26 protein-coding genes and 1 pseudogene are annotated in these 24,527 nt (G+C 65.8%); 13 read left to right on the forward strand and 14 right to left on the reverse strand.

Going from position 1 to position 24,527, the window contains the following annotated elements:
• Positions 1-91 precede the first annotated feature (91 nt).
• From AC066Y_RS27020 to AC066Y_RS27040, 5 genes are all read left to right on the forward strand, one after another.
• Positions 92-691: a histidine phosphatase family protein gene (locus AC066Y_RS27020; RefSeq protein ID WP_478276510.1), complete on the forward strand. Its 600-nt coding sequence runs from the start codon at positions 92-94 to the stop codon at positions 689-691.
• A gap of 73 nt (positions 692-764) precedes the next feature.
• Entirely contained in the window at positions 765-1,853 is a 1,089-nt protein-coding gene (aroC, locus tag AC066Y_RS27025) for a chorismate synthase (protein ID WP_024580648.1), read from the forward strand.
• Positions 1,854-1,903: 50 nt separating this feature from the next.
• Positions 1,904-3,097 (forward strand): adenylate/guanylate cyclase domain-containing protein, encoded by a 1,194-nt coding sequence (locus AC066Y_RS27030; protein ID WP_478276511.1) that lies wholly within the window; start codon positions 1,904-1,906, stop codon positions 3,095-3,097.
• Positions 3,098-3,109: 12 nt separating this feature from the next.
• Positions 3,110-3,826: a DMT family transporter gene (locus AC066Y_RS27035; protein ID WP_478276512.1), complete on the forward strand. Its 717-nt coding sequence runs from the start codon at positions 3,110-3,112 to the stop codon at positions 3,824-3,826.
• Between the two features lie 10 nt (positions 3,827-3,836).
• Positions 3,837-3,977: a hypothetical protein gene (locus tag AC066Y_RS27040; RefSeq protein WP_478276513.1), complete on the forward strand. Its 141-nt coding sequence runs from the start codon at positions 3,837-3,839 to the stop codon at positions 3,975-3,977.
• Positions 3,978-3,983: 6 nt separating this feature from the next.
• Here AC066Y_RS27040 and clpS read toward each other — a convergent pair whose 3' ends face one another.
• On the reverse strand, positions 3,984-4,289 hold the full coding sequence (gene clpS, locus AC066Y_RS27045; protein WP_478276514.1) for an ATP-dependent Clp protease adapter ClpS: 306 nt from the start codon (positions 4,287-4,289) through the stop codon (positions 3,984-3,986).
• Between the two features lie 254 nt (positions 4,290-4,543).
• Here clpS and AC066Y_RS27050 point away from each other — a divergent pair, with 254 nt between their 5' ends.
• Positions 4,544-5,392 (forward strand): DUF1194 domain-containing protein, encoded by an 849-nt coding sequence (locus tag AC066Y_RS27050; RefSeq protein WP_478276515.1) that lies wholly within the window; start codon positions 4,544-4,546, stop codon positions 5,390-5,392.
• Positions 5,393-5,603: 211 nt separating this feature from the next.
• Here the strand turns inward: AC066Y_RS27050 and AC066Y_RS27055 are convergent, their stop codons facing one another.
• The 9 genes and pseudogenes from AC066Y_RS27055 to AC066Y_RS27095 form a co-directional block, all read right to left on the reverse strand.
• A complete protein-coding gene (locus tag AC066Y_RS27055; RefSeq protein ID WP_478276516.1) occupies positions 5,604-6,449 on the reverse strand; it encodes a nucleotidyltransferase domain-containing protein in 846 nt (281 codons plus the stop codon).
• A gap of 53 nt (positions 6,450-6,502) precedes the next feature.
• On the reverse strand, positions 6,503-7,744 hold the full coding sequence (locus AC066Y_RS27060; protein ID WP_478276517.1) for a class I SAM-dependent RNA methyltransferase: 1,242 nt from the start codon (positions 7,742-7,744) through the stop codon (positions 6,503-6,505).
• Entirely contained in the window at positions 7,737-8,510 is a 774-nt protein-coding gene (locus tag AC066Y_RS27065; protein ID WP_478276518.1) for a TlyA family RNA methyltransferase, read from the reverse strand. The genes AC066Y_RS27060 and AC066Y_RS27065 overlap by 8 nt, the downstream gene beginning before the upstream one ends.
• Positions 8,507-9,070 (reverse strand): nucleoside 2-deoxyribosyltransferase, encoded by a 564-nt coding sequence (locus AC066Y_RS27070; protein WP_478276519.1) that lies wholly within the window; start codon positions 9,068-9,070, stop codon positions 8,507-8,509. Before AC066Y_RS27070 ends, AC066Y_RS27065 begins: the two co-directional genes overlap by 4 nt.
• Before the next feature lie 38 nt (positions 9,071-9,108).
• Positions 9,109-11,037, reverse strand: a complete 1,929-nt coding sequence (gene dxs, locus AC066Y_RS27075; RefSeq protein ID WP_478276520.1) for a 1-deoxy-D-xylulose-5-phosphate synthase — start codon at positions 11,035-11,037, stop codon at positions 9,109-9,111.
• 544 nt (positions 11,038-11,581) lie between these two features.
• Entirely contained in the window at positions 11,582-11,833 is a 252-nt protein-coding gene (locus AC066Y_RS27080) for an exodeoxyribonuclease VII small subunit (RefSeq protein ID WP_092124735.1), read from the reverse strand.
• A 125-nt stretch (positions 11,834-11,958) separates the two neighbouring features.
• Positions 11,959-12,885, reverse strand: a complete 927-nt coding sequence (locus tag AC066Y_RS27085; RefSeq protein ID WP_478276521.1) for a histone deacetylase family protein — start codon at positions 12,883-12,885, stop codon at positions 11,959-11,961.
• A gap of 108 nt (positions 12,886-12,993) precedes the next feature.
• Positions 12,994-14,659: pseudogene (locus AC066Y_RS27090) on the reverse strand (bifunctional metallophosphatase/5'-nucleotidase).
• 76 nt (positions 14,660-14,735) lie between these two features.
• Entirely contained in the window at positions 14,736-15,497 is a 762-nt protein-coding gene (locus AC066Y_RS27095) for a crotonase/enoyl-CoA hydratase family protein (protein ID WP_478276522.1), read from the reverse strand.
• Positions 15,498-15,895: 398 nt separating this feature from the next.
• On the opposite strand from AC066Y_RS27095, the gene paoA reads away from it, so the two are divergent.
• From paoA to paoC, 3 genes are read left to right on the forward strand one after another with little or no spacing between them, the layout of a single operon-like run.
• Positions 15,896-16,537, forward strand: a complete 642-nt coding sequence (gene paoA / locus AC066Y_RS27100; protein WP_478276523.1) for an aldehyde dehydrogenase iron-sulfur subunit PaoA — start codon at positions 15,896-15,898, stop codon at positions 16,535-16,537.
• Positions 16,534-17,484, forward strand: coding sequence for an FAD binding domain-containing protein (locus AC066Y_RS27105; RefSeq protein ID WP_478276524.1), 951 nt, complete (start codon positions 16,534-16,536; stop codon positions 17,482-17,484). Before paoA ends, AC066Y_RS27105 begins: the two co-directional genes overlap by 4 nt.
• A gap of 15 nt (positions 17,485-17,499) precedes the next feature.
• Positions 17,500-19,707, forward strand: a complete 2,208-nt coding sequence (gene paoC, locus AC066Y_RS27110; RefSeq protein WP_478276525.1) for an aldehyde oxidoreductase molybdenum-binding subunit PaoC — start codon at positions 17,500-17,502, stop codon at positions 19,705-19,707.
• 26 nt (positions 19,708-19,733) lie between these two features.
• Here paoC and AC066Y_RS27115 read toward each other — a convergent pair whose 3' ends face one another.
• The gene (locus AC066Y_RS27115; protein WP_478276526.1) at positions 19,734-20,462 is read right to left on the reverse strand and encodes an alpha/beta fold hydrolase; all 729 of its coding nucleotides are present in this window, start codon (positions 20,460-20,462) and stop codon (positions 19,734-19,736) included.
• A gap of 114 nt (positions 20,463-20,576) precedes the next feature.
• Positions 20,577-21,140, reverse strand: coding sequence for a DinB family protein (locus tag AC066Y_RS27120; RefSeq protein WP_478276527.1), 564 nt, complete (start codon positions 21,138-21,140; stop codon positions 20,577-20,579).
• 381 nt (positions 21,141-21,521) lie between these two features.
• On the opposite strand from AC066Y_RS27120, the gene AC066Y_RS27125 reads away from it, so the two are divergent.
• Together AC066Y_RS27125 and AC066Y_RS27130 are read left to right on the forward strand one after the other, a co-directional pair.
• Positions 21,522-22,217 (forward strand): VOC family protein, encoded by a 696-nt coding sequence (locus AC066Y_RS27125; RefSeq protein ID WP_478276528.1) that lies wholly within the window; start codon positions 21,522-21,524, stop codon positions 22,215-22,217.
• A 320-nt stretch (positions 22,218-22,537) separates the two neighbouring features.
• Positions 22,538-22,765 carry a DUF6894 family protein gene (locus AC066Y_RS27130; protein ID WP_478276529.1) on the forward strand — a complete coding sequence of 76 codons (228 nt, stop codon included), beginning with the start codon at positions 22,538-22,540 and terminating at the stop codon, positions 22,763-22,765.
• A 23-nt stretch (positions 22,766-22,788) separates the two neighbouring features.
• Here the strand turns inward: AC066Y_RS27130 and AC066Y_RS27135 are convergent, their stop codons facing one another.
• Entirely contained in the window at positions 22,789-23,022 is a 234-nt protein-coding gene (locus AC066Y_RS27135) for a DUF6894 family protein (RefSeq protein WP_478276530.1), read from the reverse strand.
• Positions 23,023-23,508: 486 nt separating this feature from the next.
• Here AC066Y_RS27135 and rpsU point away from each other — a divergent pair, with 486 nt between their 5' ends.
• Entirely contained in the window at positions 23,509-23,805 is a 297-nt protein-coding gene (gene rpsU, locus AC066Y_RS27140) for a 30S ribosomal protein S21 (RefSeq protein ID WP_092124744.1), read from the forward strand.
• A gap of 38 nt (positions 23,806-23,843) precedes the next feature.
• Complete coding sequence (locus tag AC066Y_RS27145; RefSeq protein ID WP_478276531.1) at positions 23,844-24,095, forward strand: hypothetical protein; 252 nt, start codon at positions 23,844-23,846, stop codon at positions 24,093-24,095.
• A gap of 274 nt (positions 24,096-24,369) precedes the next feature.
• Here the strand turns inward: AC066Y_RS27145 and AC066Y_RS27150 are convergent.
• Positions 24,370-24,527, reverse strand: a 158-nt coding sequence (locus tag AC066Y_RS27150; RefSeq protein WP_478276541.1) for a transposase, incomplete at its 5' end; no start/stop codon positions are given.

Below are 24,527 nucleotides of genomic sequence, written 5' to 3' on the forward strand. Positions count from 1 at the left end.
GCTGCGCGCATAGCGCCTCGGCTGCGGCCGATTTGGGCTTGTCGCCAGCCAAAGTGCTGGTGTACCTCCGGGCCAGAAAAATTCGAAGCGAATGCCGGTGCCAACGATCTACTACATCCGCCACGGCGAGACCTCATGGAACGCCGAAGGCCGGCTTCAGGGCGTGCAGGATATTGCTCTCAACGAGCGCGGCCGCGCCCAGGCGGCCCATGCCGGCCGCATTCTCGCCGATCTCCTGGCGCGCGACGGCCGTGACAAGACGACGCTGCCGTTCGTCGCAAGTCCGCTGCTCCGGGCGCGCGCGACCATGGAGCTGGTGCGCACCGAGCTTGGCCTGCCGCCGGGCGACTACGCCCTCGACGCGCGGCTGCGCGAGATCGCCTACGGGTCGTGGGAAGGCTCGACGTTGGCGCAGGCGCAGGCCGCCGACCCCGTCGTCTATGCCCGCCGCCTGGCTGAGAAGTGGACGGTGTCGCCGGAGGGCGGCGAGAGCTATGTCGACGTGCAGGCGCGGATGACCGAGTGGTACGGCTCGGTGACGTCGGACACCGTCGCCGTCGCCCATGGCGGCACGGCGCGGGCGCTGATGGTGGCGCTCGGCTTCGAGACCCCGGCCTCGGCCGCCGACCTCACCATCGAGCAGGGGGCGGTCTACGTGTTCAGCGCGGCGGGCCTGCGGAAATATAGTTAAGAGCGCCCGGCCAGCCACGTCCCTGAGTCATGAACCCGTTTGACGCTGCCGACCCTGCGCGTTACGACACGCCATGTCCTTCAATACTTTCGGCCATATGTTCCGCGTCACGACCTTCGGCGAGAGCCATGGGGTCGCGATCGGCTGTGTGGTGGACGGCTGCCCGCCGATGATCCCTCTGACGGTGGAGGAGATCCAGCACGACCTCGACCGCCGCCGGCCCGGCCAGTCGCGCTTCACCACCCAGCGCCAGGAGCCGGATGCGGTGAAGATCCTGTCCGGCGTGATGGCGCATCCGGAGAGCGGCGTGCAGGTCACGACCGGGACGCCGATCGCGCTGTTGATCGAGAACACCGACCAGCGCTCGAAGGATTATTCCGAGATCAAGGACAAGTTCCGCCCCGGCCATGCCGACTTTACCTATGAGGCGAAATACGGCCTGCGCGACTATCGCGGCGGCGGGCGTTCCTCTGCGCGCGAGACCGCGACCCGCGTCGCGGCCGGCGCAATCGCGCGAAAAGTCCTGCCCGAGGTGAAGGTGCGCGGCGCGCTGGTGCAGATGGGCCCGCACAAGATCGACCGCGAGAAGTGGGACTGGGACGAGATCGCCAACAATCCGTTCTTCTGTCCCGACAAGGACAAGGCGGCGTTCTTCGAAAGCTATCTCGACGGCATCAGGAAGAGCGGCTCCTCGATCGGCGCCGTCATCGAGGTCGTCGCCGAGGGCGTGCCGGCCGGGCTCGGCGCGCCGATCTACGCCAAACTCGACAGCGATCTGGCTTCCGCGATGATGAGCATCAACGCCGTCAAGGGCGTCGAGATCGGCGCCGGCTTCGGCGCCGCCGAACTCACCGGCGAGGAGAACGCCGACGAGATGCGGACCGGCAACAACGGAACGCGTTTCCTGTCCAACCATGCCGGCGGCGTGCTCGGCGGCATCTCGACCGGCCAGCCGGTGGTGGTGCGCTTTGCGGTCAAGCCGACGTCCTCGATCCTGACCACGCGCCGGACCGTCGACCGCAAGGGCGCCGATACCGACATCCTGACCAAGGGCCGCCACGACCCCTGCGTCGGCATCCGCGCGGTGCCGGTGGGCGAGGCCATGATGGCCTGCGTTCTGGCCGATCATTTTCTGCGCGACCGCGGGCAGACCGGGCGCTGATCCCCTGTATAGTGGAGATCACCGGATCGGGTGCTCGCCTGGGGAATGCCATGAACGCGTCGGAGCTTCGGGACATCATCGCATGGATGATCGGCGGCGCGCGCTCGGCACCGACTCCGGCGCAGATGATGGCGGAATGCTGCGAACGCCTGATGCGGGCCGGCCTGCCGTTGTGGCGCGTCGGCGTTTTCGTACGCACGCTGCATCCCGAGATCTACGGCCGCCATTTCATCTGGAGGCTTGGCGCCGAGGTCGAGACCGGCACGGTCGATCACAACATCCTGGACGCCCCGGAATTTGCCGTCAGCCCGCTGGCGATCGTCCTCAAGCAGGGCGTTGAAGTGCGCGCGCGGCTCGACGACCCCGCCAGCACCCGCTTTCCGGTCGTCGTGGATCTGCAGGCGGAGGGCGTCACCGACTACATCGCGGTGCCGCTGATCAACACCGCCGGCCCCCCGAACGCCTCGAGCTGGACCACCAGGCAGCCGGGCGGCTTCACCGACGAGCAGCTCGATGCGATCCGCTCGATCACCATCCCGCTGTCGCGTTACATCGAGATCGTCACGCTGCGCCGCACCGCGACGCTGCTGCTCGACACTTACGTCGGCAACCGGGCCGGCGAGCGCATCCTGGGCGGCCAGATCAGGCGCGGCAGCGCCGACACCATGGATGCGGCGATCTGGCTGTCCGACCTGCGCGGCTTCACCGCGCTGTCCGACCGCTTGCCGTCCGAGACGGTCGTGGAGATCCTCAACCTCTACTTCGATTGCCAGGTCACCGCGATCCGCGACCATGGCGGCGAGGTGCTCAAATTCATGGGCGACGGCCTGCTCGCGGTGTTTCCGGTCGACGAGTATCTCGGCGACGAGGCGCAGGTCTGCTCGCGCGTGCTGGAGGCTGCGCGCGAGTCGCGCGCCGGCGTCGAGGCGCTGCAATTCCCCAATGGCGACGCGGTCGAGCGCTTCCGCTTCGGCGTCGCGCTGCATCTCGGGCGAGTGCTCTACGGCAATATCGGCGGCGGCAACCGGCTCGACTTCACCTGCATCGGCCCTGCGGTCAATCTCGCCGCGCGGCTCGAGAAGATCGCCGGCCGTCTCGGCCGCACGGTCGTGGCCTCCGAGCGCTTCGCCGGCATTCACGACGGCGGCTGGAGCGATCTCGGCGAGTTTCCGATCGCGGGATTTGCCAAGGCCGAACGGGTCTACGGCCTGTTCGACGAGGCGCCGGTCGCCGCTGCGAGCTAGTGTCGGTGCGACGTGACTGACACGAACGCCCAGCATCGCACCGGGATCGCGCTGGTCGTGGCGGCTGCCGCGGCGTGGAGCACTGCGCCGTTCTTCACCCGGCTGCTGCACTTCGATTCCTGGACCATCCTGTTCTGGCGCGGGCTGTTCGGCGGCGGCGCGATCGCGCTGTTCCTGGTCGCGACGCAGGGCTGGCGCGGCGCGCGCGATCTCGTCGTGATGCCTTTGAGCGGATGGCTGGTGGCCGGCCTCTCGACCTTCGGCATGGTGACGTTCATTCCGGCGCTGCAACTGACCAGCGTCGCCAATGTCGCCATTCTCATCGCGATGCAGCCGTTCGCGGCGGCCGCGATCGCCCGGCTTTGGCTCGGTGAGCGGGCGCGGCCCGGCACATTGCTGGCGAGCCTTGTCGCGCTCGCGGGGGTGGCGATCACCGTCAGCGGCGCCGGCGGCATCATGGATTACAGGGGCATCGGTCTTGCCTGCGTAATGGTGCTGGCGATTTCGCTGATGACGGTGGTGATCCGGCGGCACAAGGGGACGCCGATGATCGCCGCCGCGGCGCGCCATCAGCCTGCCGTTGGGGCTCGGCATCGGCGCGGTCACCGGTGCCGATCTCGGCGTGCTCGCGATGTTCGGCGCGTGCCAGGTCGGTCTCGGTCTCACCCTGTTTACGGTCGGCTCCAGATTGCTGCCGTCCGCGCAGGCGTCGCTGATCGCAACGCTTGAAACGCCGCTGATGCCGTTCTGGGTGTGGCTGGCGTTTGCCGAGGTGCCGTCGCCGCGCGCCCTGATCGGCGGTGTGCTGGTGATGGGGGCGGTCGTCGCCGACATTGCGCTGAGCCAGCAGGCGCAGCTCGCGCGGCCTGCGGATCGGTGATGGCCGCTATTCTTCGGGCTCGGTGGTGAACAGTAGCGGATAACCCTTGGCGCGGCCGGCATCGGTGGCGCGCGTCGCCTTGGTCTCGGCGATATCCCTGGTAAACACAGCAACCACGCAGACGCCGCGCTGATGCGCGGTCAGCATCACCTTGTAGGCCTGGTCGTCGGTCATGCGGAATTCACCCTTCAGCACGGTGACGACGAATTCACGCGGCGTGTAGTCGTCGTTGACCAGGATCACCTTGTGCAGGCGCGGCCGCTCGACCTTGGTTCTCGTCTTGGTTCTCGGCTTGACAACGGTATCGGGCATCGCACTCCCTCGCGATTGCCCCGTAAGAATACCGTCTTCCCGCACATGTTGGAACCGTTCGATTTGCACGGCGTCATTGCGGCAGCGGCACGGCGCGTTGCCTCATGCGTGGCAGTGATGTCCAGCCTGCAAGCGTCGAACTGCAGGCCTCTAACTTGCAGGCCTCTAACTTGAATGTGAAGGACAGATGATATCTGCGCTTTTCGCCGCCCGATTTGCGTGTCACCATGACGGGACACGACGGGAGGGCCGCAATGCGCTGGTATGTCTCGATCGGAGCGGTGCTTGTCGCGGGCATGTTAGCCAGCGGCGATGTGGCCGGTGTTGCCGCGCCCGGCCCGGGAACACAGACAGGCCGGCTGGCCGAAAAGGAATCCACGCCGAGCGTCGACATCGAGTTGATCATCGCGGTCGACGTCTCCTATTCGATGGACATGGACGAGCTCGCGATCCAGCGCGAGGGTTATGCGCAAGCGATCGTTTCCAAGGAGTTCCTGCAGGCGCTGAAGGCCGGCCCGAACGGCAAGATCTCGATCACCTATTTCGAATGGGCCGCCTCCAACGACCAGAAGGTCATCATTCCCTGGCGGGTGATCGACGGCCCCGAATCCGCCGATGCGGTCTCCGCCGAGATCATGAAGACGCCGGTGCGCCGCGCCTCGCGCACCTCGATCTCGGGCGCGATCTATTTCGCGATCCCGATGTTCGACGAGAATCCGCATCGCGGCCTGCGCCGCGTGATCGATATTTCCGGCGACGGCCCCAACAACAACGGCACGCCGATCACGCCTGCGCGCGATGCGGCGCTCGACAAGGGCATCGTCATCAACGGCCTGCCGATCATGGTGAAGGAGCCGTCCTACTCGACGATGGATATCGAAAATCTCGACTACTATTATGAGGACTGTGTGATTGGCGGGCCCGGCTCCTTCGTGGTGTCGATCAAGGATCGCGAGAAGTTCAAGGAAGCGATCCGCACCAAGCTGCTGCTCGAGGTCGCCGGCCGCACCCCCGAGCGCCCGATCATGCGGACCGCCGAGAAGGAGCCGCGGGTCAGTTGCACGATCGGCGAGAAGATCTGGCAGGATCGCTGGGGGCGGTGAGGAATTCGCTTGCGTCGCCTTGTAGCTTTGTAGGGTGGATTAGCCGAAGGCGTAATCCACCGCTTCTTGCGCAAGACATGGCGGGTTACGCTGCGCTAACCCGCCCTACAAATCTTCCGACGTCGTTCTTCAGTTTGTAGGATGGGTAGAGCGAAGCGAAGCCCATCGTCGTGCCGCGAGATGTGACGGGTTTCGCTGCGCTCTACCCGTCCTACGGTGGTTCGCTAACCCCCGAGCAAATATCTCGAACGTCGCTCTCGATTTCGCGGAGCGTCTGCATCGCAGCGGTGTGCTCGGTGGCGCCGATCTGCCGCCACACCTCGGCAAGGCGCCCGGCGAGGCCACGAACCGTCACCGGAAGATTCGCCGCCTGCGCCAGCGCGCCCTTTTCGTTGATCAGATACTGCCCGTTCAGTGCAAACAGCACCTGCGCGATACACGCCAGCGCGCGATAGGCGCAGCCGGCGATATGCGTGCTGTCGCCGCGCGGCAGCGCAAGCTCGGCATTCTCGATCGCGAACAGGACTTCCCATTGAAAGCGCCGCACCAGCGCATCGCGCAGGGCGGGCGGGTAGGGCGCGGTCTTTGCCTTCAATGCGGCGACGAGGCCGTCGGGATCATGCAGGGCACGGCACAGCGCCACCTCGCCCATCCAGATCGCCGAGCAGAAGCAGTGCGGATGGCCCGGCTGGTAATGCATGCTGATCTCACCGTTCCGGCAGGCGTCGATGACGTCAGTGACCTGGTCGACGCTGCGGTAGAGCAGGTCGACCTTGTGGCCGCCGATCGCAAGCCAGGCGCCGCCGACGATCCACCGGCCCCATTCGCCGACCGCCGTCACATGGGCAGCGGTGGGATCATCGACCAGGCCGGTCACCACCGCGCGCAGCCGATCGATATCCGGAGCGGCATTATCCCGATAGTAGAGGCCGAGATCGGTGTCGGAGGCGTCATGCGCCGTGCCGCGCGCCCGCGAGCCGCCGAGCACGATGGCGGCGACGCCCGGCACGTCGGCAAGGACGGGAATGATACGTGCGAGCAGCGGATCGTGGGGCATGCGACGCGGATTATAGCGAGACCGCCGCGGGCTGCGATAGTTGCAGCGTTGTCTCAGCGTGCGAAGCGCGCCACCAGCTCGACATGTGGGGTGTGGCGGAACTGATCGACCGGGGTGACGCTGGCGATCTTGTAGCCGCCATCGATCAGGATTTTTGCGTCGCGCGCAAACGTTGCGGCGTTGCAGGACACCGCGACGACCACCGGCACCTTGCTCGCCGCAAGCTGGGTGACGAGCGCCTGCGCGCCTTGCCGGGGCGGATCGAACACGATGGCGTCGTAGTCGCGCAATTCCTGCGGCATCAGGGGGCGGCGGAACAGGTCGCGCGCCTCGGCCTTGAGCGGCTTCAGCCCCGGCGTCGATTGCGCAGCCTTTTGCAGCGCCGCGATCGCGCCGGCGTCGCTGTCGAAGGCGGTGACCCGCGCCTTCTCGGCGAGGCGGAGCGCAAACGGGCCGACGCCGCAAAACAGATCGGCGATGTGCTTGGCGCGTCCACAATGCTCGCGAACCAGCGCCGCAAGCGTCTCCTCGCCCTTGACGGTCGCCTGCAGGAACGAGCCCGGCGGCAGCACGACCTTCACCTTTCCGATCGCAATCTCGGGCGAGCCGCGCTGCAGCACCAGCTCGCCATGCCGTGTCAGGCGTGTCAGCCGGTGTTTCTCGGCGACCCGCGACAGGGTGGTGATCAGGCTGGTCGGCAGCGCGCCGGAGCCGCGTACATCGATGTCGAGGCCGTTGAGGGTCGCGGTCACCTGGATGTCGAGCGGCTTGCCGATCGAGATCAGCGGCTCGGCTGTGGCCCAGGCCGCCTCGAGCGCGCCGTCGAGTGCCGGATCGAGGATCGGACAGCGGTCGACCGGGATGATATCGTGCGAACCGGCCGCAGCGAAGCCGACCTTCAGCACCTCATGGGTCCCCATGCGTCCGTGCAGCGTGATGCGGCGGCGGCCCGCGCCATGGGCGTCGAGCAGCGGCGCGACTTCGGCCGCGACCTTTGCCTGCGCCAGCGTCTCGACCACGATGTTGCGCTTCCAGGCGCGGTAGGGCGCGTCATCCCAGTGCTGGATCGCGCAGCCGCCGCAGACGCCGAAATGCGGGCAGAACGGCGCGATCCGCTCGGGGCTTTCCTGCGTCACCCGCACCAGCCGCCGCCGGTCGGGATGATTGCCCGGAACGTCGTCGACCTCGACCGTTTCGCCGGCCAGCGTGTAGGGCACGAAGATCGACTGCGCGCCGTCGATCGCGACGCCGTCGCCGCGATGGCCGACATGGTCGATGGTGAGGAGCTCAGCCACGGCGGGCGCCGAGGAAGAATTCGATGTTGCCGTCGCCGCCGGTGATCGATGACGGGAACACCTGAATGTCGGTGCAGCCGAGCGAGGCGGCAAAGGCGGCGATATCGTCGCAGATCTGCTGGTGCACCATCGCATTGCGGATGACGCCGCGCTTGGCGTGCTTGCGCGCCGCCTCGAATTGCGGCTTGATCAGCGCCAGCAGATGCATCGGCGCCGCCGCCAGCGACAGCGCCACCGGCAGCACCAGCTTCAGCGAGATGAAGCTGACGTCGATCACGACGACGTCGGGCCGCGCCGGCAGGCGTTTGCCCTCGAAACTCCTGATGTCGGTCTCCTCCATGGAGACGATCTTCGGATGCCCCTTCAGCGAGGGATGCAGCTGGCCGTGGCCGACATCGACGGCGAAGACGAGGCTTGCGCCATTGGCGAGCAGCACTTCGGTGAAGCCGCCGGTCGAGGCGCCGACATCGAGGCAGACATGGCCCTCGACGTCGATCGGATAGTGCTCGAGCGCGCCGGCGAGCTTGACGCCGCCGCGCGAGACATAGGGATGCGCCGGTTCGGCCGTGAGTGCGGCGCCGGGTGCGACGAGCTCGGATGCCTTCGCGATTGGCTTGCCGTCGGCGGTGACGAGGCCGGCGTCGATCGCGGCGCGCGCCCGCGCCCGGCTTTCAAACAGGCCGCGCTCGACCAGCAGCACGTCGATGCGCTTGCCGGCGGATGCGTTGTTGTCGTTGTTGCCTGCCTTGGTCACGTGCTTGGTCACTTGGCGCCCTGCCGGAGCTGCGCGGCGGCGAGCCGCACGCAGGTCTCGAAGGAGGTGAGGTCGTGCCAGAGGTCGGCCGCAGGCTGCCTCGGCGTCACCAGCGGACTGCCGTGCAGCTCGAGCGCATGCATCATCATCAGATTGTCCGGCAAGCCAAACTCTTCCACCGTCAGTCCCTCCGCGTCGATCAGGCGTCCGTCGGATGCCGGCACGACCTGCTGCAGCCGCGCCACGCGATTGGCGTAGGACGTGGGATCGTTCGAATAGGCGAGGCACAGCTTGCCGCGTCCCGCCATGTAGCCGAGTTCGTAGACGGTGCCTGCGTCGGCACTGGGGCCGCGGAACGGCGTCAAATTGGCGATGACGGCGTCGGCCGACTCCATCATCGCCTCGTTGCTTTTGAAGATGGTAAGCGAGGCGCCGGCGACCGTGGGATTGATGCTGTTGTCGAGCGGATACAGGCCGGTCAGCCCGTGATAGGCGCAAACCTCCGCCTTGCGGCGGCCGATCTCCACGGCATCCGGCAGGAACACGTCAGGACCTGCCAGATAGATTTTCATGGACTTGCCGCCGCTCCCGGGAGCGCCGCCCAAAGCGATTACGCGAGCTTGACGGTCTCGGTCTTGTAGTCCTTGCCGAGGGTCTCGAACACCTTGGCAACGATGCTCTTGGCGTCGAGACCGGCGCGGGCATACATCGCCGCCGGCGTGTCGTGGTCGAGGAACACGTCGGGCAGGATCATCGAGCGGAACTTGAGCATGCCGCTGTCGAGCATCGCGTTGTCGGACAGGAACTGCATGACATGCGAGCCGAAGCCGCCGATCGAGCCTTCCTCGATGGTGATCAGGATCTCGTGGTCGCGGGCGAGCTTCATGATCATCTCCTCGTCGAGCGGCTTCATGAAGCGCGCATCGGCGATTGTGGCGGAGAGACCGTGGGCAGCGAGCTCGTCGGCGGCCTTCTCGCACTCGGCGAGGCGGGTGCCGAACGACAGCAGCGCGACCTGCTTGCCCTCGCGGACGATGCGGCCCTTGCCGATCTCCAGGGGAATGCCGACTTCCGGCATCTCGACGCCGCGGCCCTCGCCACGCGGATAGCGCAGCGCGCTCGGACGATCGTTGATCGCAACCTGGGTCGCCACCATGTGCACCATTTCCGCCTCGTCGGAGGCCGCCATGATCACGAAGTTCGGCAGGCAGCCGAGATAGGCGTTGTCGAACGAACCGGCGTGCGTCGCGCCGTCGGCGCCGACCAGGCCGGCGCGGTCGATCGCGAAGCGGACCGGAAGGCTCTGGATCGCGACGTCATGGACCACCTGGTCATAGCCGCGCTGCAGGAATGTCGAATAGATCGCGCAGAACGGCTTGTAGCCTTCGGTGGCGAGGCCGGCGGCGAACGTCACCGCGTGCTGCTCGGCGATGCCGACGTCGAAGGTGCGGTCCGGGAACGCCTTGTTGAAGATGTCGACGCCGGTGCCCGACGGCATCGCCGCGGTGATGGCGACGATCTTGTCGTCCTTCTGGGCTTCCTTGACGAGGCTCTGGCCAAACACGTTCTGGTAGGCCGGCGCATTCGGCTTGGCCTTGGCCTGAGTGCCGGTCGCGACGTCGAACTTGACGACGGCGTGGTACTTGTCGGCGGAAGCCTCGGCCGGGCCGTAGCCCTTGCCCTTCTGGGTCACGACGTGAACCAGGATCGGCCCGGTCTCCATGTCGCGGACGTTCTTCAGCACCGGCAGCAGATGGTCGAGATTGTGGCCGTCGATCGGGCCGACATAATAGAAGCCGAGCTCCTCGAACAGCGTGCCGCCGTCCATCATGAAGCCGCGGGAATATTCCTCGACGCGGTTGGCGCGGTTGGCGAGGATCTTCGGCAGGCGCTTGTTGATCTGCTTGGCCGCCTCGCGCAGCGAGCGGTAGGTCTTGCCGGAGTAGAGGCGCGACAGGTAGGCGCTCATCGCGCCGACCGGCGGGGCGATCGACATGTCGTTGTCGTTGAGGATCACGATCAGGCGCGAGTTCATCGCGCCGGCGTTGTTCATGGCCTCATAGGCCATGCCCGCCGACATCGCGCCGTCACCGATCACGGCGATAACGTTGTTCTTGCCGCCGGAGAGGTCGCGCGCCACGGCCATGCCGAGGCCGGCCGAGATCGAGGTCGAGGAGTGCGCGGCGCCGAACGGATCGTAGTCGCTCTCGGTGCGCTTGGTGAAGCCGGAGAGGCCGCCACCGGTGCGCAGGGTGCGGATGCGGTCGCGGCGACCGGTCAGGATCTTGTGCGGATAGGCCTGGTGGCCGACGTCCCAGATCAGGCGGTCGCGCGGGGTGTCGAAGATGTAGTGGATGGCGGTGGTCAGTTCGACCACGCCGAGGCCGGCGCCGAAATGGCCGCCGGTCACCGACACGGCGTCGATGGTTTCCTGGCGGAGCTCGTCGGCAACCTGCCGCACCTGCTCGACCTTCAGCTTGCGCAGGTCATCCGGCGTGTGAATAGTGTCAAGAAGCGGCGTTTTACTAAATGTGGTCACAGCGAATTTCCAATTTTTGCCTGTCGGAACGAACGGCCCGACGCGAGATGGGTTGGCGCGCTCACCGCGCAGCGAATTCCAGACACTGGGTGCCGTCCCGGCAGGCCCTGCCTGGTTGTAAGCCTAGATTCACTCCGGATTGGACCACGTGATATGCATCACCTTGGTCGCTCTTCACCCGTCCCGGTTCAGTTTTGTCGAACCATTTGAGATGCATGCCGCCCGAATAATTCGGGCCGCCGGCCACCCCCAAATGCCCATAGAACTGGAAGCATTACACCAAAGCCGTAGTCAAAGCCAACCCGATAGGGGGTGCAGGGTTCCTATGCGCTGTCCTGAAAAGCCTAGACTTTTCAATGCCTGGCTAGGGGACGGGTTCCATTTTTGCTAATTTAAGGGGAGCCGGGAGGGTCCGGATCGGCCTGATTCGCAGCCGCACCCGATCGCGGCGGTTGCCCCACGGCGTGGTCGACCAACGGAAATGCACAGCAACAATCGCCCGCCGGTGGCGGACATCGTGTCGCGTGATTGCGGTGTATCGGCGCTACTGCACGTCGAGCGGCTCGGTGCCGGTCGGCTGGCCAGAGGCGTCGGTGGTGATCTTGTCGACGCGGGCTTCGGCCTGGCGCAGCAATTCCTCGCAGCGCCGCTTCAGCGCCTCGCCGCGCTCATAGATCGCGACCGATTCCTCAAGCGGGACCTTGCCGTCCTCGAGGCGCTTGACGATCGATTCGAGTTCCTCGATCGCGCGTTCAAAGGAGAGCTTCTTGACGTCGGCTTGAGCGTTTTCGGCCATTATGTGTTCCCGGTGCGCCGATCAGACCGTGATCGGGTCTTGTCGTCCAAACATGACCTGTCGCAGGCCATGCTTGCACCGGCGCAGAATCAATCGAATTTTTGCGGGGGTATTGTGGCGGGGATTTACCCGCCCATCAATGCGGTGACGTGAGATGCCACCGACTCTTTCAGGCCCTCGAGGTCGTAGCCGCCCTCCAGCACCGAGACGACGCGGCCGCCGGCGCTGTTGTCGGCGAGGTCCATCAGCCTGCGCGTGACCCAGCCGAAATCCTCGCCGGTCAGGTTGATCGAGGCCAGCGGATCGCGGTGATGCGCGTCGAAGCCCGCCGAGATCACGACCAGCTCGGGGGAGAACTTCTCGAGCTGCGGCAGGATCAGGTTCTCGAAGGCGGAGCGGAATTTGGCGCCGCCGTCGCCGGGCGCCAGCGGCGCGTTGACGACGGTGTCGTGCTCGCCGCGCTCGCCTGAAGCGCCGGTGCCGGGGAACAGCGGCATCTGATGCGTCGAGCAGTACATCACGGTCGGATCGGCCCAGAAGATATCCTGCGTGCCGTTGCCGTGATGGACGTCGAAATCGATGATCGCGGCACGCTTGATGCCGTATTTGCGCTGCGCGTGACGCGCGGCGATCGCGACATTATCGAAGAAGCAGAAGCCCATCGGCGTCGACTTCTCGGCGTGATGCCCGGGCGGGCGCACCGCGACGAAGGCGTTCTGGTGCGCGCCCGTCATCACCGCATCGGTCGCCGCCACCGCGCCGCCGACGCCGCGCATCACGGCCTCCCAGGTGCCCGGCGACATCGAGGTGTCGCCGTCGATATAGATCATACCGGAGGTCGGCGCGATGTGACGCAGCTCGCCGACATAGTGCTCGCCGTGACAGAGCAGCACGCTGTCGAGGTCGCCTTCCGGCGCTAGGTCGCGCACCAGCGCCCTGAAGCGGTCTTCGCCGAGCACCTCGGCAACCGCGCGCAGCCGGTCGGGGCGTTCGGGATGTCCGGGTGGGGTCAGGTGTTCGAGGCAGGCGGTGTGCGTCAGAAGCAGTGTCATGCAAATTCCCGGCGCATTTGGGGCGCGTGCGAGGAGCGCCTAATTTAGGCCGTTACCGGCCCGCCGGAAAGGCCTGTCTCCGCCCCACCGATGTTCCATGCCCGCACTTCAATTGATCCGCTCGATCCGCTTTCCGGCCGCTGGGCCGACCGGGCTGTTGGCCTTGAAGTAGGCATAGAGCGCATCGACATCGTAGATGCCGAACTGCTGCGCCGTTCCTTCCTTGAACACCGTGAAGCCGTCACCGCCCTCGGCGAGATAATTGTTCACGGTGACGCGATAGCTCGCGGCCGGGTCGATCGGCTTGCCGTCGAGCGACATCCGCGCGGCGATAATGCGCGCGCCGTCGCCCTTGCTCGCATCCCACGCATAGGCAAAGCCTTTCGAGACCTGTAGCGCGCGCGGCCGTTTCGGGTCGGCCCATTGCTGCTCCAGCACGTCCTTGAGCTGCTTGCCGGTCAGCGTCATCGTCACCAGCTGGTTGCGGAACGGCTGGCTCGCGAAGATGTCGGCATAGGTGACGGCGCCGTCCTCGCGCTTGACGATGTCGGTGCGCACGCCGCCGGGATTGGTGAAGGCGATCACCGCGCCGCCATTCGGCTCCGAGCTGGTGGCAAGCAGCTGCGCGTCGGCGACGATATCGCCGAGCGGGCTTTCGCCGGTCTCGGCCGGCGTGCGCGACAGCGTTTCCGTCACCGAGCCCGCCGCGCGGTTGGCGATCGGCGCGGCCAGCCGGTCGTAGGATTCCAGGAGCGCGCTCTGCTCCGGGTCCTTGGCTGTGCCGCCGATCTTCACGATGGTGTTGTCGGCCTTGGCGCTGATCACGTCATGGCTGTTCGGATCTAGCTGAAGATCGATCGCGGTGACCAGCGTGCCGTATTTGTCGCCGGATGTGACGAGCCGCCCGTCGATCTCGCAGACATAGGCCTGGTGGGTGTGGCCGGAGATCACGACGTCGACCGCGTGATCGAACTTCTTGACGATATCGACGATCGGCCCCGAGATGCCTGGGCATTCATGATAATCGCCGGTCGGAAAGCCGCCTTCGTGGATCAAGACCACGATCGCCTCGACGCCCTTCGCCTTCAGCTCGGGGACCAGCGCATTGACGGTCTCGGCCTCGTCGCGGAAGTCGAGGCTGCCGACGCCGGCCGGCGACACCAGGTTCGGAGTGTTCTTCAGCGTCAGCCCGATGAACGCGACCGGTATGCCGTCGAATTCCTTGATCTCGTAGGGCGGAAACGCCGGCTTGCCGGAGGCCTTGTCGATCGTGGAGGCGGCCAGATAGCGGAATTTGGCCCCCACGAAGGGATGCGGCCCCTGGCACTTGTCGACCGGGTGGCAGCCGCCATTCTGCATCCGCAGGAGCTCGTCCTTGCCCTCGTCGAATTCGTGGTTGCCGACCGACGAGATCGCAAGCCCCATCATCGACAGCGACTCGATGGTCGGCTCGTCGTGAAACATCGCCGACAAGAACGGGCTCGCGCCGATCAGGTCACCGGCCGCGACGAAGATGTTGTTCTTGTGGCCTTCACGCAGCTGTTTGACGAGATAGTCGTTCGGCGCCGCCGGCGGGCACCATGATCTTCCTGGTCGCATCAGCGGGATCGGTGATGCGGATGCCGCCCGGTGGCGGCCGCAGATAGCCGTGGAAATCGTTGATCGCGAGAATGCGCAGGTTCACCGGCGCTGCGGTCTGCGCCAGACAGGGACCTGCCGCGGCCAGTCCGAGTGCGCAGAGCGCGGCGAGGGGCGTAAGGCGGGGCTGTCTCATGACCTGTCCATGGCGTGCACGATCATGGAACACACGATCATGGCGTGACGGCACTACAATTTTGCGATGCTTCGTTTCAATCCTTCGTGCGCGCCATGAAGGCCTTGAAGGCGCTGACCGCCTCGTTGGAGCGCATCCGCTCGCTGAACAGATGGTTCTCCTGCTCGATGCGGCGGGTGACGTCCTCGGGCGGCAGCCGGATCAAGCGGCGCGAGATCGCCACCGCCTCGGCCGGCAGCGCGCAGATCTCGCGCGCCACCTTGTGCGCCTCGACCTCGGCATGCCCCGGCGCCACCACGGTGTTGACGAAGCCGGCGACGCGGGCGTCGTCGGCCGACATGGTGCGGCCCATCACCAGCATCGCGAAGGCGCGCTGATGGCCCATCGTGCGCGGCATCAGCAGGCTGGAGGCGCCTTCCGGCACCAGGCCGAAATTGGAGAACGGCGTCGAGAACAGCGCGGCCTTGCTCGCCAGCACATAGTCGCAGTGAAACAGCATTGTGGTGCCGATGCCCATCGCGACGCCGTCGACGGCGGCGATGATCGGCTTCACATTGTGGGCCAGTGAATACAGGAACTTGACCAGGTCGGAGGCGGGCGGCGTCTCGCCGGTCGAGGTGCCCTGCGCGAGCAGGTCCTCGATGTCGTTGCCCGCGGTGAACACGCCGGAGCCGCCGGTGATGATCAGGCAGCGGATCTTCGGATTGTTCTGCGCCTTGTCGATCGCATCGCTGATCGCGCGAAACATCTCCTGGGTGATCGCGTTCTTCTTCTCGGGCCTGCGCAGCCGGATCACGCGTGTGGCGGCTTCGTCGGTGACTATTACATGCGCGCTCATCAAGCAGTCCCAGAGTAAGCGGTCCGAGTGTCGGCCGGCAGGGTCGCCGGCGGAGGTCGCGACCGCTATCCTACATGATCCCGTGCCGGCCCCAAGGCCTGCAGCGTGTTCTGCTCTGCTTTTCCCCGTGGGGGAGCATGAGAACGGCGCAATGCAGTTAACCGGAATTTCGCGATTCTAGGCAGGAGACGTTGGTCGTAGGCGCACGACGATGCCGCCGGTCGGGGCGGTCGCACCATAATGCCGCACGTAGCCCGTCCGCAGCCGCCGTGGTGCTCGCGAGCAGTTTAACCTCCCGCGAGAAACATTCCGCCGCCCGCGGCATTCCCCTCAGCTGACAGGCCGAGCCGACACGTCGTTGTCGTGGTTCCACGTTCGGCCGACTGGAGGAGAGCGGCATGCAGATATCAGGACGTTTGGAACTATCCCGGCGCCATCTGTTGATTGTCGGAGCCGCCTCGCTGGCAGCGTCGTCGGTCACGACGCCGCCCTCTGCGGCCGCCCAATCTGCCCCGAACGGAGCGCCTGGAATGACAAAAGTATCGTTTGAGGTGAACGGCGAAACCCATCGGCTCGAGCTCGATACCCGGACCACGCTGCTGGACGCGCTGCGCGAGCACCTGCACCTGACCGGTACCAAGAAGGGCTGCGACCACGGCCAATGCGGTGCGTGCACGGTGATCGTCGATGGGCGGCGGATCAATTCATGCCTGACGCTTGCCGTGATGCATCAGGGCGACGAGATCACGACGATCGAAGGCCTCGGCACGCCGGACGCACTGCATCCAATGCAGGCGGCGTTCGTCGAGCACGACGGCTATCAATGCGGCTACTGCACGCCCGGCCAGATCTGCTCGGCGGTCGCCGTGCTGGCAGAAGTCAAGGCCGGCATCCCGAGCCATGTCACGGCCGACTTGAATGCGCCGGTGCGGTTGACCAATGCCGAACTCCGGGAGCGCATGAGCGGCAACATCTGTCGCTGCGGCGCCTATTCCAACATCGCCGAGGCGATCAGCGAGGTCGCCGGGAGGAGCGCATGAGATCATTCAGCTATGAGCGTGCCAGCTCGCCGGGCGCTGCGGCTGCAGCCGCCGCCGGCACCGCGAACGCAAAGTTCATCGCCGGCGGCACCAATCTGCTCGACCTGATGAAGCTCGAGATCGAGACGCCGGCCCATCTGATCGACGTCAACGGCCTTGCGCTCGACCGCATCGAGCAAACCGCTGACGGCGGTTTGCGGATCGGCGCCCTGGTGCGCAACACCGATCTGGCGGCGGACCGGCGCGTGCGGCGCGACTATGGCGTGCTGTCGCGTGCGCTCCTCGCGGGCGCTTCCGGCCAGTTGCGCAACAAGGCGACGACGGCGGGCAATCTGCTGCAGCGGACGCGCTGTCCGTATTTCTACGACACCAATCTGCCCTGCAACAAGCGCAAGCCCGGCAGCGGCTGCGCCGCGATCGGCGGCTTCAGCCGCCAGCACGCGGTGGTCGGCGCCAGCGAAGCCTGCATCGCGACCCATCCGAGCGACATGGCGGTGGCGATGCGCGCGCTCGAGGCTGTGGTCGAGACCGTGCGGCCCGACGGCACCACGCGCAGCATTCCAATCGCCGACCTGCATCGTTTGCCCGGCGATAGCCCGGACATCGAGACCGTCCTGCAGCCGGGCGAATTGATCACGGCGGTGACGCTGCCAAAGCCGATCGGCGGCACGCAGGCTTATCGCAAGGTCCGCGACCGTGCCTCCTATGCGTTCGCGCTGGTCTCGGTTGCCGCGATCGTGCAGCGCGACGGCACCGGCCGCGTCGCGCTCGGCGGCGTCGCGCCCAAGCCGTGGCGGGTCGAGGCGGCGGAGACGGAATTGCCTGATGGCGCAAAGGCGGTCACAGCACGGCTATTCGCCGATGCGAAGCCGACCAGGGACAATGCCTACAAGCTGCCGCTCGCCGAACGAACCTTGGCGGCGGTGCTGCGCGAGGCGAGGGCTTAACGAGGGCTTGAGATCATGCGTTTCGAACATCCCGCGACCTTCAATCCGATCGACCAGCTCAAGGTAATCGGCCATCCGACCAGCCGGATCGAAGGGCCGCTGAAGACCACCGGCACTGCGCCCTACGCCTATGAGCGGCACGACGTCGTGGCGAACCAGGCCTATGGCTACGTTATCGGCTCGGCGATCGGCAAAGGACGAATCGCCGCGATCGACCTCGCGGCGGCAAACGCTGCGCCCGGCGTGCTCGCCATCGTCACTGCCGACAACGCCGGCAAGCTCGGCAAAGGCGAGCGCAACGGCGCGCCGCTGCTCGGCGGGCCCGAGATCGCGCATTATCACCAGGCCGTCGCCGTCGTGGTCGCCGGAACCTTCGAGCAGGCGCGTGCCGCAGCGCAGCTGGTTCGCGTCGATTACGTCAATGGCGACGGAAGGTTCGCTTTGGCTGCGGAGCGCGACAAGGCCATCACCCCGAACCCGTCGTTCGGCGGCCCCGCCGATACCGCCGTCGGCGATTTTGCCGCCGCCTTTGCCGCGGCGCCGGTGCAGCTCGACGCCACCTACACGACGCCCGATCAGAGCCACGCGATGATGGAGCCGCATGCCTCGGTCGCGGCCTGGGACGGCGACAGGCTCACGGTCTGGACCTCCAACCAGATGATCGCCTGGGGCGCGGAGGATATGGCCAAGACGCTTGGCATCCCCAGGGAGAACATCCGTCTGGTGTCGCCCTATATCGGCGGCGGTTTCGGCGGCAAGCTGTTCCTGCGCGCCGACGTGCTGCTTGCCGTGCTCGGCGCGCGCGCGGCCGGCCGTCCGGTCAAGGTGGCGCTGCAGCGGCCGTTGATGTTCAACAACACCACCCACCGTCCGGCGACGATCCAGCGCATCCGTCTCGGTGCCGAGCGTGACGGCAGGATCACCGCGATTGGTCATGAGAGCTGGTCCGGCAACGTCAAGGACGGCGAGCCCGAGATGGCGGTGAGCCAGACCCGCCTGCTCTATGCCGGCGCCAACCGGATGACGGCGACGCGGCTGGCGGCGCTCGATCTGCCCGAGGGCAACGCGATGCGTGCGCCCGGGGAAGCCTCCGGCATGATGGCGCTCGAGATCGCGATCGACGAGCTTGCCGAAAAGCTCAGTGTCGATCCGGTCGCGCTGCGGATCACCAACGACACGCAGGTCGATCCGGAGCATCCGCAGCGGCACTTCTCGCAGCGCCAATTGGTGCAGTGCCTGAACGAAGGCGCGGCGCGCTTCGGTTGGAGCAAGCGCAATCCGAGACCCGGCCAGGTCCGCGACGGGCGCTGGCTGGTCGGCATGGGCGTTGCGGCGGCGTTCCGCAACAACCTCGTGACCAAATCGGCGGCACGCGTCCGTCTCGACCAGCAGGGAACGGTGACGGTCGAGACCGACATGACCGATATCGGGACCGGCTCCTACACCATCATCGCGCAAACTGCGGCGGAGATGATGGGCGTGCCGCTGGACAAGGTTGTCGTGCGGCTCGGCGATTCCGACTTTCCGGTGTCGTGCGGCTCCGGCGGGCAATGGGGCGGCAACAATTCCACGGCCGGCGTCTATGCGGCCTGCGTCAAGCTGCGCGAGACGATCGCGCAGAAGCTCGGCTTCAATTCCGAAGAGGCGGTGTTCGCCGACGGCCTGGTCCGTTCCGGCAATCGCAGCGTGCCGCTGGCGCAGGCGGTCGGCGATGGCGATCTTGTGGCGGAGGATGCCATCGAGTATGGCGATCTCGCCAAGACCTATCAGCAATCGACCTTCGGCGCGCATTTCGTCGAGGTCGGCGTCGACGCCGACACCGCCGAGATCCGCGTGCGGCGAATGCTCGCGGTGTGCGCGGCGGGCCGCATCCTCAATCCGAAGGCGGCGCGCAGCCAGGTGATCGGCGCGATGACGATGGGAGTTGGCGCCGCGCTGATGGAGGATCTGGTGGTCGACAAGCGTCATGGCCTTTTCATTACGCACGACCTCGCGACCTATGAGGTGCCGGTGCATGCCGACATTCCGCATCAGGACATGGTCTTCCTCGACGAGACCGATCCGATGTCGTCGCCGATGAAGGCCAAGGGCGTTGCCGAGCTCGGCATCTGCGGCGTCGCAGCCGCGGTCGCCAATGCGGTCTATAACGCTACCGGCGTGCGCGTGCGCGACTACCCGATCACGCTGGACAAGCTGCTCGCGCAGATGCCGGAGCCGGCCTAGCTGCCAGTCGACCTCGTCTCGGCTCTCTACGCACGTCCGACGAACGAGCGGATGCCGCGGCCGATCGCGGCGCCGTGCTCGAGCAGCGCGCCGAGGTGATCGCCGGGCACCGACATCGCATAGAGGCCGTTCTCCGCGGCAAAGCGCTCCATCGGTGCATGCGGGCCGTCGTCCTGGCCGTTCCAGAGTAGCACCGGCACCCGCGAGGACAGCACGGCGTCCTTGGCGCCATCGACCTGACCGAGCGCATCGAAGCAGGCGCGCACGCCGCCTTCGAGATCCGGCGTCACCCATTCGGCGAGCTGCGGCACCGTGCGGCGGGCGAAGGTGATGAAGGCGCCATAGGTCAGCGGGCCGGCGTTGCCGCGCGGCAATCCGGTAAGGAAATCCCAGCCGCCGATCGCCAGCGACGCCAATCGCGTCGGGAAAAATCTGGCGACGCCGACGGCGACCCAGCCGCCCATCGAATGCCCCACCACATGCGCGCGCTCGCCGCCGAGATCGTCGATTACCGCGACGATGTCGCCGGCACGCTGCGCCTGGTCGTAGAGTGCGGGATCGGCCGGCTTGTCGCTCAAGCCGTGCCCGAGCGAATCGACGCAGACGACGCGGAAGCGGTCGGAAAGCGCGTCGACCACGCCGCATTGCTTCCAGCTCGCGGCGTCGAGCAGCAGTCCGTGCTGCAGCACGATCAGCGGTCCGGATCCTTCGACGGTATAATGGATGCGCTGGCCCCGATGATTGGCAAAAGGCATTCGAAAGTTCCCCACGTTTCATCGACAGGTGAGCGTGGAGGGGGCCGGATTCAAGACCTTGTTCCGGATCGGGAACCCGATCGCGCGGACCTAGCGGTGGCGGAAACCTGGCGTTCAGCCGCCCCACACGGTGGCTTCGCTCCAGCCAAGGTCCTTGAACTCGGCCGCCCGCAGCGGGGCCTCGCCGGCGGCGAAGAATTCGTCGAGCTGCGGCGGCTTGACGGTGGTTTCGGAGAGCATGGCGTGGGCCTGGCCGCGATGATGGATCTGGTGCTGAAACAAATGCATCAGAAGGCGGTCGCGCCGCTCGGTCTGCACCGAGCTGTCGCGATTGACCTTGACCACCTCATCGAGCCGTTCAGGCGTCAGCGCATCGCAGTGAGCGATCAGGCGCTGGTCGATCGCGCGTTGCGCTGGTTGCAGCGCCGCGACCGCCGGATAGGGCACCTCGTTCGCCCACGCCTTCGGCCCGAGCCAGCCACCTTCGAGCGCGTCGACGTAGAACAGATCGATGACATGGATATGGTTCAGCGTCGCCTGCAGGCTCGGGAAAAATCCGGTCCGCGCGGCGGCGAACTCCGTCTGGCCGAGGCCGCCGCATGCCGTGAGCAGGCGATGATTGGCCCAGGCGTTGTTGTAAGCAAAGGCGCGAAAGGTCTGAACGAGGCCTGCGGGCATTTCGGTCCTCACTGGATTGAAGGGATCAGGCCGGCGCCGCGGCCGAACGGCTCTGGTCGTAGCGCTACATCAAGCAGAGAGCGTATATCGCGCCGGGCCGGGACGGGCTATTTGATCTCGTCAAGGGCTTGCCCGCGACGCTGCGCTATGAGAACCATGTCGGCGCGGCGAGCGGCGATTTCGTCATTCTGCACGGCCGGTTCAGCGGTCATGGCCTACCGGCGGCATGCGCATGGAGGGTGACGTGCTCGCCGAGCACTGGGACGTCATCCAGGACGAGGCGACGCGCGAACAATCGCGCAGCGGACTGCCGATGTTCGGCGATCGCTTTCCCGGCTGAGCCGGCCCAGCGAGCGCGCACGGCGGCTGGGGAGACCGGACATGCAACTCGCAAAGAACGTGATCGACATCGGCCTTTCCACCAACAATCTGGAGCCGATGCTGCGGTTCTGGCAGCAGGACGCCGGGCTTCGCTTCGATCATGTGCAACCGATCCGGCGCGGACAGAAGCAGTACCGGCACGACGCGCATGGTTCGGTCATCAAGCTCAACCATCATGTCGGGCCGCTGCCGGATGCGGCACCGAGCAGCGGCTATCGCGAGCTGATCGTTGCGCGCGACGGCGTTGGAGCGCCGCAGCGCATGGCCGATCCCGACGGCAACAGCGTTTGCCTGGTGGCACCCGGACATGACGGCATCACCCAGATCGCCGTTTCCATGGCCGTGCGCGACCTCGCCGCGCATCGCAAATTCTACGGCGACATTCTCGGCTTCGCCGAGCAATCCTGGTCGGGCGGCCCGGCGTTTCGCCTCGGCGAGAGCCTGATCCTGCTCAGGGAAGATCGTGCCGCGACCGTCGATCCGGTGCGGGGCGCGCGCGGCTGGCGCTACATCACGCTGCAGGTCACCGATATCGACGCCGTGCATGACGGACTGCGCGCCAAGGGCGTGCGCGAGGGCCTCGCGCCGGTGACGCTTGGCGAGGTCGCGCGGATTTCCATGATCCTCGATCCGGACGGCAACTGGATCGAACTGTCCCGCCGCGCATCGATCGTCGGCAGCCTGTCCGACCACTAGGCCGCGCGCGTACGCATGCTTGAGGCGTCTCGGTCGGGCACGTACGCTTTGCGTGGCTCCGTTAACCCCTTGTGTCCGGATCTCATCCAACTTTCTGCCCGCCCGGGGGCGACGATGATAGGGGAGCCGTCACAGGCTCCATCTTGACGATCGCTTCATGCAGTCCGCCACGATAGGACAGGGGCGTTGACATCTCGGGAACATTTACCGGCCATTTGGGGCGCCCCGTGGGCTGTCACGACATTTCGCATCGGCAGGGCGTGGTCGCTGCCCTGTGCCGCCGCAGGAACGATCGATGGTCGGGTTTCTTAGTCACAGCGATGACCCGCTACTATTTCGATCTTCGTGATGGCGATGGCTTGGCAATCGACGAGGAGGGCCTGGAGATGTCCGACCTCGCGGCGGTTCAGGAAGAGGCCGCGCGAGCTTTGGCTGACATGGTTCGCGATTCCGTCACTAGTCAGAATCTCGATCAGATCGCAGTCGAAGTGCGGGATGACGACGGGCCCGTGCTTGACGCAGCCTTCGCGTGGCGCCTTCGCCGTTGACGTTCCGTTGCGCGCCGACGCCCCTAGTGCCGCGTTATGCCCCGATTGAGACTGACCTGAAACAGCGGCCCTTGGTCCGTGCGGACCTCGAACGCCAACAAACTGTGTTTGTCCAACGGCGGGTTGTCCTTCGCCATGCTGAGCAATGACTGCATCGCTTCGTGGGCAGCAGTCTCCTCGTCGCGCAGCTCGATACCCTGCCTGTCGGCATAGAGTTCCTCGCCGTTGCGGATGTCGAAATAATAGCGGGTTGCCAATTGCGGCTCCCTCTTTGCGGTGGGAGCTGCCCAGGCTCTCGAGTGCCGGCGCGCTGAATTCACCCGGCAGCGCCGCACTCTGCGTCAGCGGGTCCGAATTTGCTACTCAACAATGATATCGATTCAAGGAACCGCTCACGCGCCCGCGACCGTCTTCCGGCTGCGATCTCGAACGCTTGAAGCGCGAGAGATAAATCCCGGAACTGGCAATTGCACCTTGCATAGCTGAGATAAGTGTATACTTGTATTGTATCGACTGGCCTTGAGCCTTGTAGATCGGTCCCAGGGGACCCTTTTCCAAAGACATCGTCGGATGAAAGGGAAGGCGCAGTGCTATCAGCACCGCGGCTGAAGCTTTCGTCACCTTGTTGATCGGCTGCCGTTTCACGGATGTACTGGAATGGCAGTGCGGCCCGCTCTGTCACCGATAGAGCGGGCGTTCGTATTTGTGCGCTTGACGTGTCTTCTACCGCGAGAGGTGATCCGTTGCAGGTTCTTGTCAGGGACAACAATATCGACCAGGCACTGCGCGTTCTAAAGAAGAAGATGCAGCGCGAAGGCGTCTTCAGAGAGATGAAGCGCCGCCGCTCGTTCGAAAAGCCTTCGGAAAGAAAGATTCGGGAGAAAGCCGAGGCCGCGCGGCGAGCCCGCAAGCTTGCCCGCAAGCAGGCGATACGGGACGGATTGATTGCGGCTCCGCCGAAGAAGCCCAGATTGCTGGCGCCGAAATTCCCGGCACTAAGTCAATTGGCACCGCGAACCAGCGGCCCCCGAGAGAGTTAGTCCTCCGTACCGCAATCCTGTTGGAGGGAGCGTGCAAGATGAAGCAGCGACCTTATCGAGGCGATGGATGTCTCCAGGAACGCATCTCTGACGAACTCTGTCGTCGGCGAGCCGAAGAACGGGATGTTCGATCCCAGGATGAGAAGCGACGGCAGCGGGCGCAGAACCTCGCCGGCACGGCGATCAACGCCATGACAGATCATTCGGCCAGCCGGATCGATCAGTCTGCCCGCAAGCATGATCTGCTGGACGGTCCCAGGGAGTTTCGCTCGTCTCGCCGGGATCGTTGATCGGCACCTGGCTTCCCTGTGCCCTCTGTTCAAGAGAGGGCGGAACGAGAATGCAAAAAGCTCGGACTAATCAGGTCGCGGGAACGCGAAGGTGGGTCCACGGGTAGCGCCACGTACTCGCCGTCGTCCTGGCGAAAGCCAGGACCCATTGCCCCAAATGCGCATCGTTGCGCGACGCTGGGGCCACGATCTCGTTCACAATCAAATGCGCTGGTGATGGGTCCTGGCTTTCGCCAGGACGACAACGATGAGGCCCGCTAGGTCGTGTGGACACTTACCGCATCCAAAGGACGATGGCTGCGAGAGTGACGACGGCGCGATAATTTCGAGCGGTCTTTTCGAAGCGGGTTGCAACGCGGCGGAACTGCTTGAGCTTTGAGAAGCAGCATTCGACGAGGTGACGCTGGGCATAGAGGTGCTTGTCCAGCGGGT

The sequence above is a fragment of the Bradyrhizobium sp. USDA3010 genome (assembly GCF_056429065.1).

Bases quoted from the DNA above. Each gene is read 5' to 3' on its own strand.
- AC066Y_RS27020 (WP_478276510.1), top strand. From the start codon at position 92: ATGCCGGTGCCAACGATCTACTACATCCGCCACGGCGAGACCTCATGG.
- aroC (WP_024580648.1), top strand. From the start codon at position 765: ATGTCCTTCAATACTTTCGGCCATATGTTCCGCGTCACGACCTTCGGC.
- AC066Y_RS27030 (WP_478276511.1), top strand. From the start codon at position 1,904: ATGAACGCGTCGGAGCTTCGGGACATCATCGCATGGATGATCGGCGGC.
- AC066Y_RS27040 (WP_478276513.1), top strand. From the start codon at position 3,837: ATGCCGTTCTGGGTGTGGCTGGCGTTTGCCGAGGTGCCGTCGCCGCGC.
- clpS (WP_478276514.1), bottom strand. From the start codon at position 4,289: ATGCCCGATACCGTTGTCAAGCCGAGAACCAAGACGAGAACCAAGGTC.
- AC066Y_RS27050 (WP_478276515.1), top strand. From the start codon at position 4,544: ATGCGCTGGTATGTCTCGATCGGAGCGGTGCTTGTCGCGGGCATGTTA.
- AC066Y_RS27055 (WP_478276516.1), bottom strand. From the start codon at position 6,449: ATGCCCCACGATCCGCTGCTCGCACGTATCATTCCCGTCCTTGCCGAC.
- AC066Y_RS27070 (WP_478276519.1), bottom strand. From the start codon at position 9,070: ATGAAAATCTATCTGGCAGGTCCTGACGTGTTCCTGCCGGATGCCGTG.
- AC066Y_RS27080 (WP_092124735.1), bottom strand. From the start codon at position 11,833: ATGGCCGAAAACGCTCAAGCCGACGTCAAGAAGCTCTCCTTTGAACGC.
- AC066Y_RS27085 (WP_478276521.1), bottom strand. From the start codon at position 12,885: ATGACACTGCTTCTGACGCACACCGCCTGCCTCGAACACCTGACCCCA.
- AC066Y_RS27095 (WP_478276522.1), bottom strand. From the start codon at position 15,497: ATGAGCGCGCATGTAATAGTCACCGACGAAGCCGCCACACGCGTGATC.
- paoA (WP_478276523.1), top strand. From the start codon at position 15,896: ATGCAGATATCAGGACGTTTGGAACTATCCCGGCGCCATCTGTTGATT.
- AC066Y_RS27105 (WP_478276524.1), top strand. From the start codon at position 16,534: ATGAGATCATTCAGCTATGAGCGTGCCAGCTCGCCGGGCGCTGCGGCT.
- paoC (WP_478276525.1), top strand. From the start codon at position 17,500: ATGCGTTTCGAACATCCCGCGACCTTCAATCCGATCGACCAGCTCAAG.
- AC066Y_RS27115 (WP_478276526.1), bottom strand. From the start codon at position 20,462: ATGCCTTTTGCCAATCATCGGGGCCAGCGCATCCATTATACCGTCGAA.
- AC066Y_RS27120 (WP_478276527.1), bottom strand. From the start codon at position 21,140: ATGCCCGCAGGCCTCGTTCAGACCTTTCGCGCCTTTGCTTACAACAAC.
- AC066Y_RS27125 (WP_478276528.1), top strand. From the start codon at position 21,522: ATGCAACTCGCAAAGAACGTGATCGACATCGGCCTTTCCACCAACAAT.
- AC066Y_RS27130 (WP_478276529.1), top strand. From the start codon at position 22,538: ATGACCCGCTACTATTTCGATCTTCGTGATGGCGATGGCTTGGCAATC.
- AC066Y_RS27145 (WP_478276531.1), top strand. From the start codon at position 23,844: ATGAAGCAGCGACCTTATCGAGGCGATGGATGTCTCCAGGAACGCATC.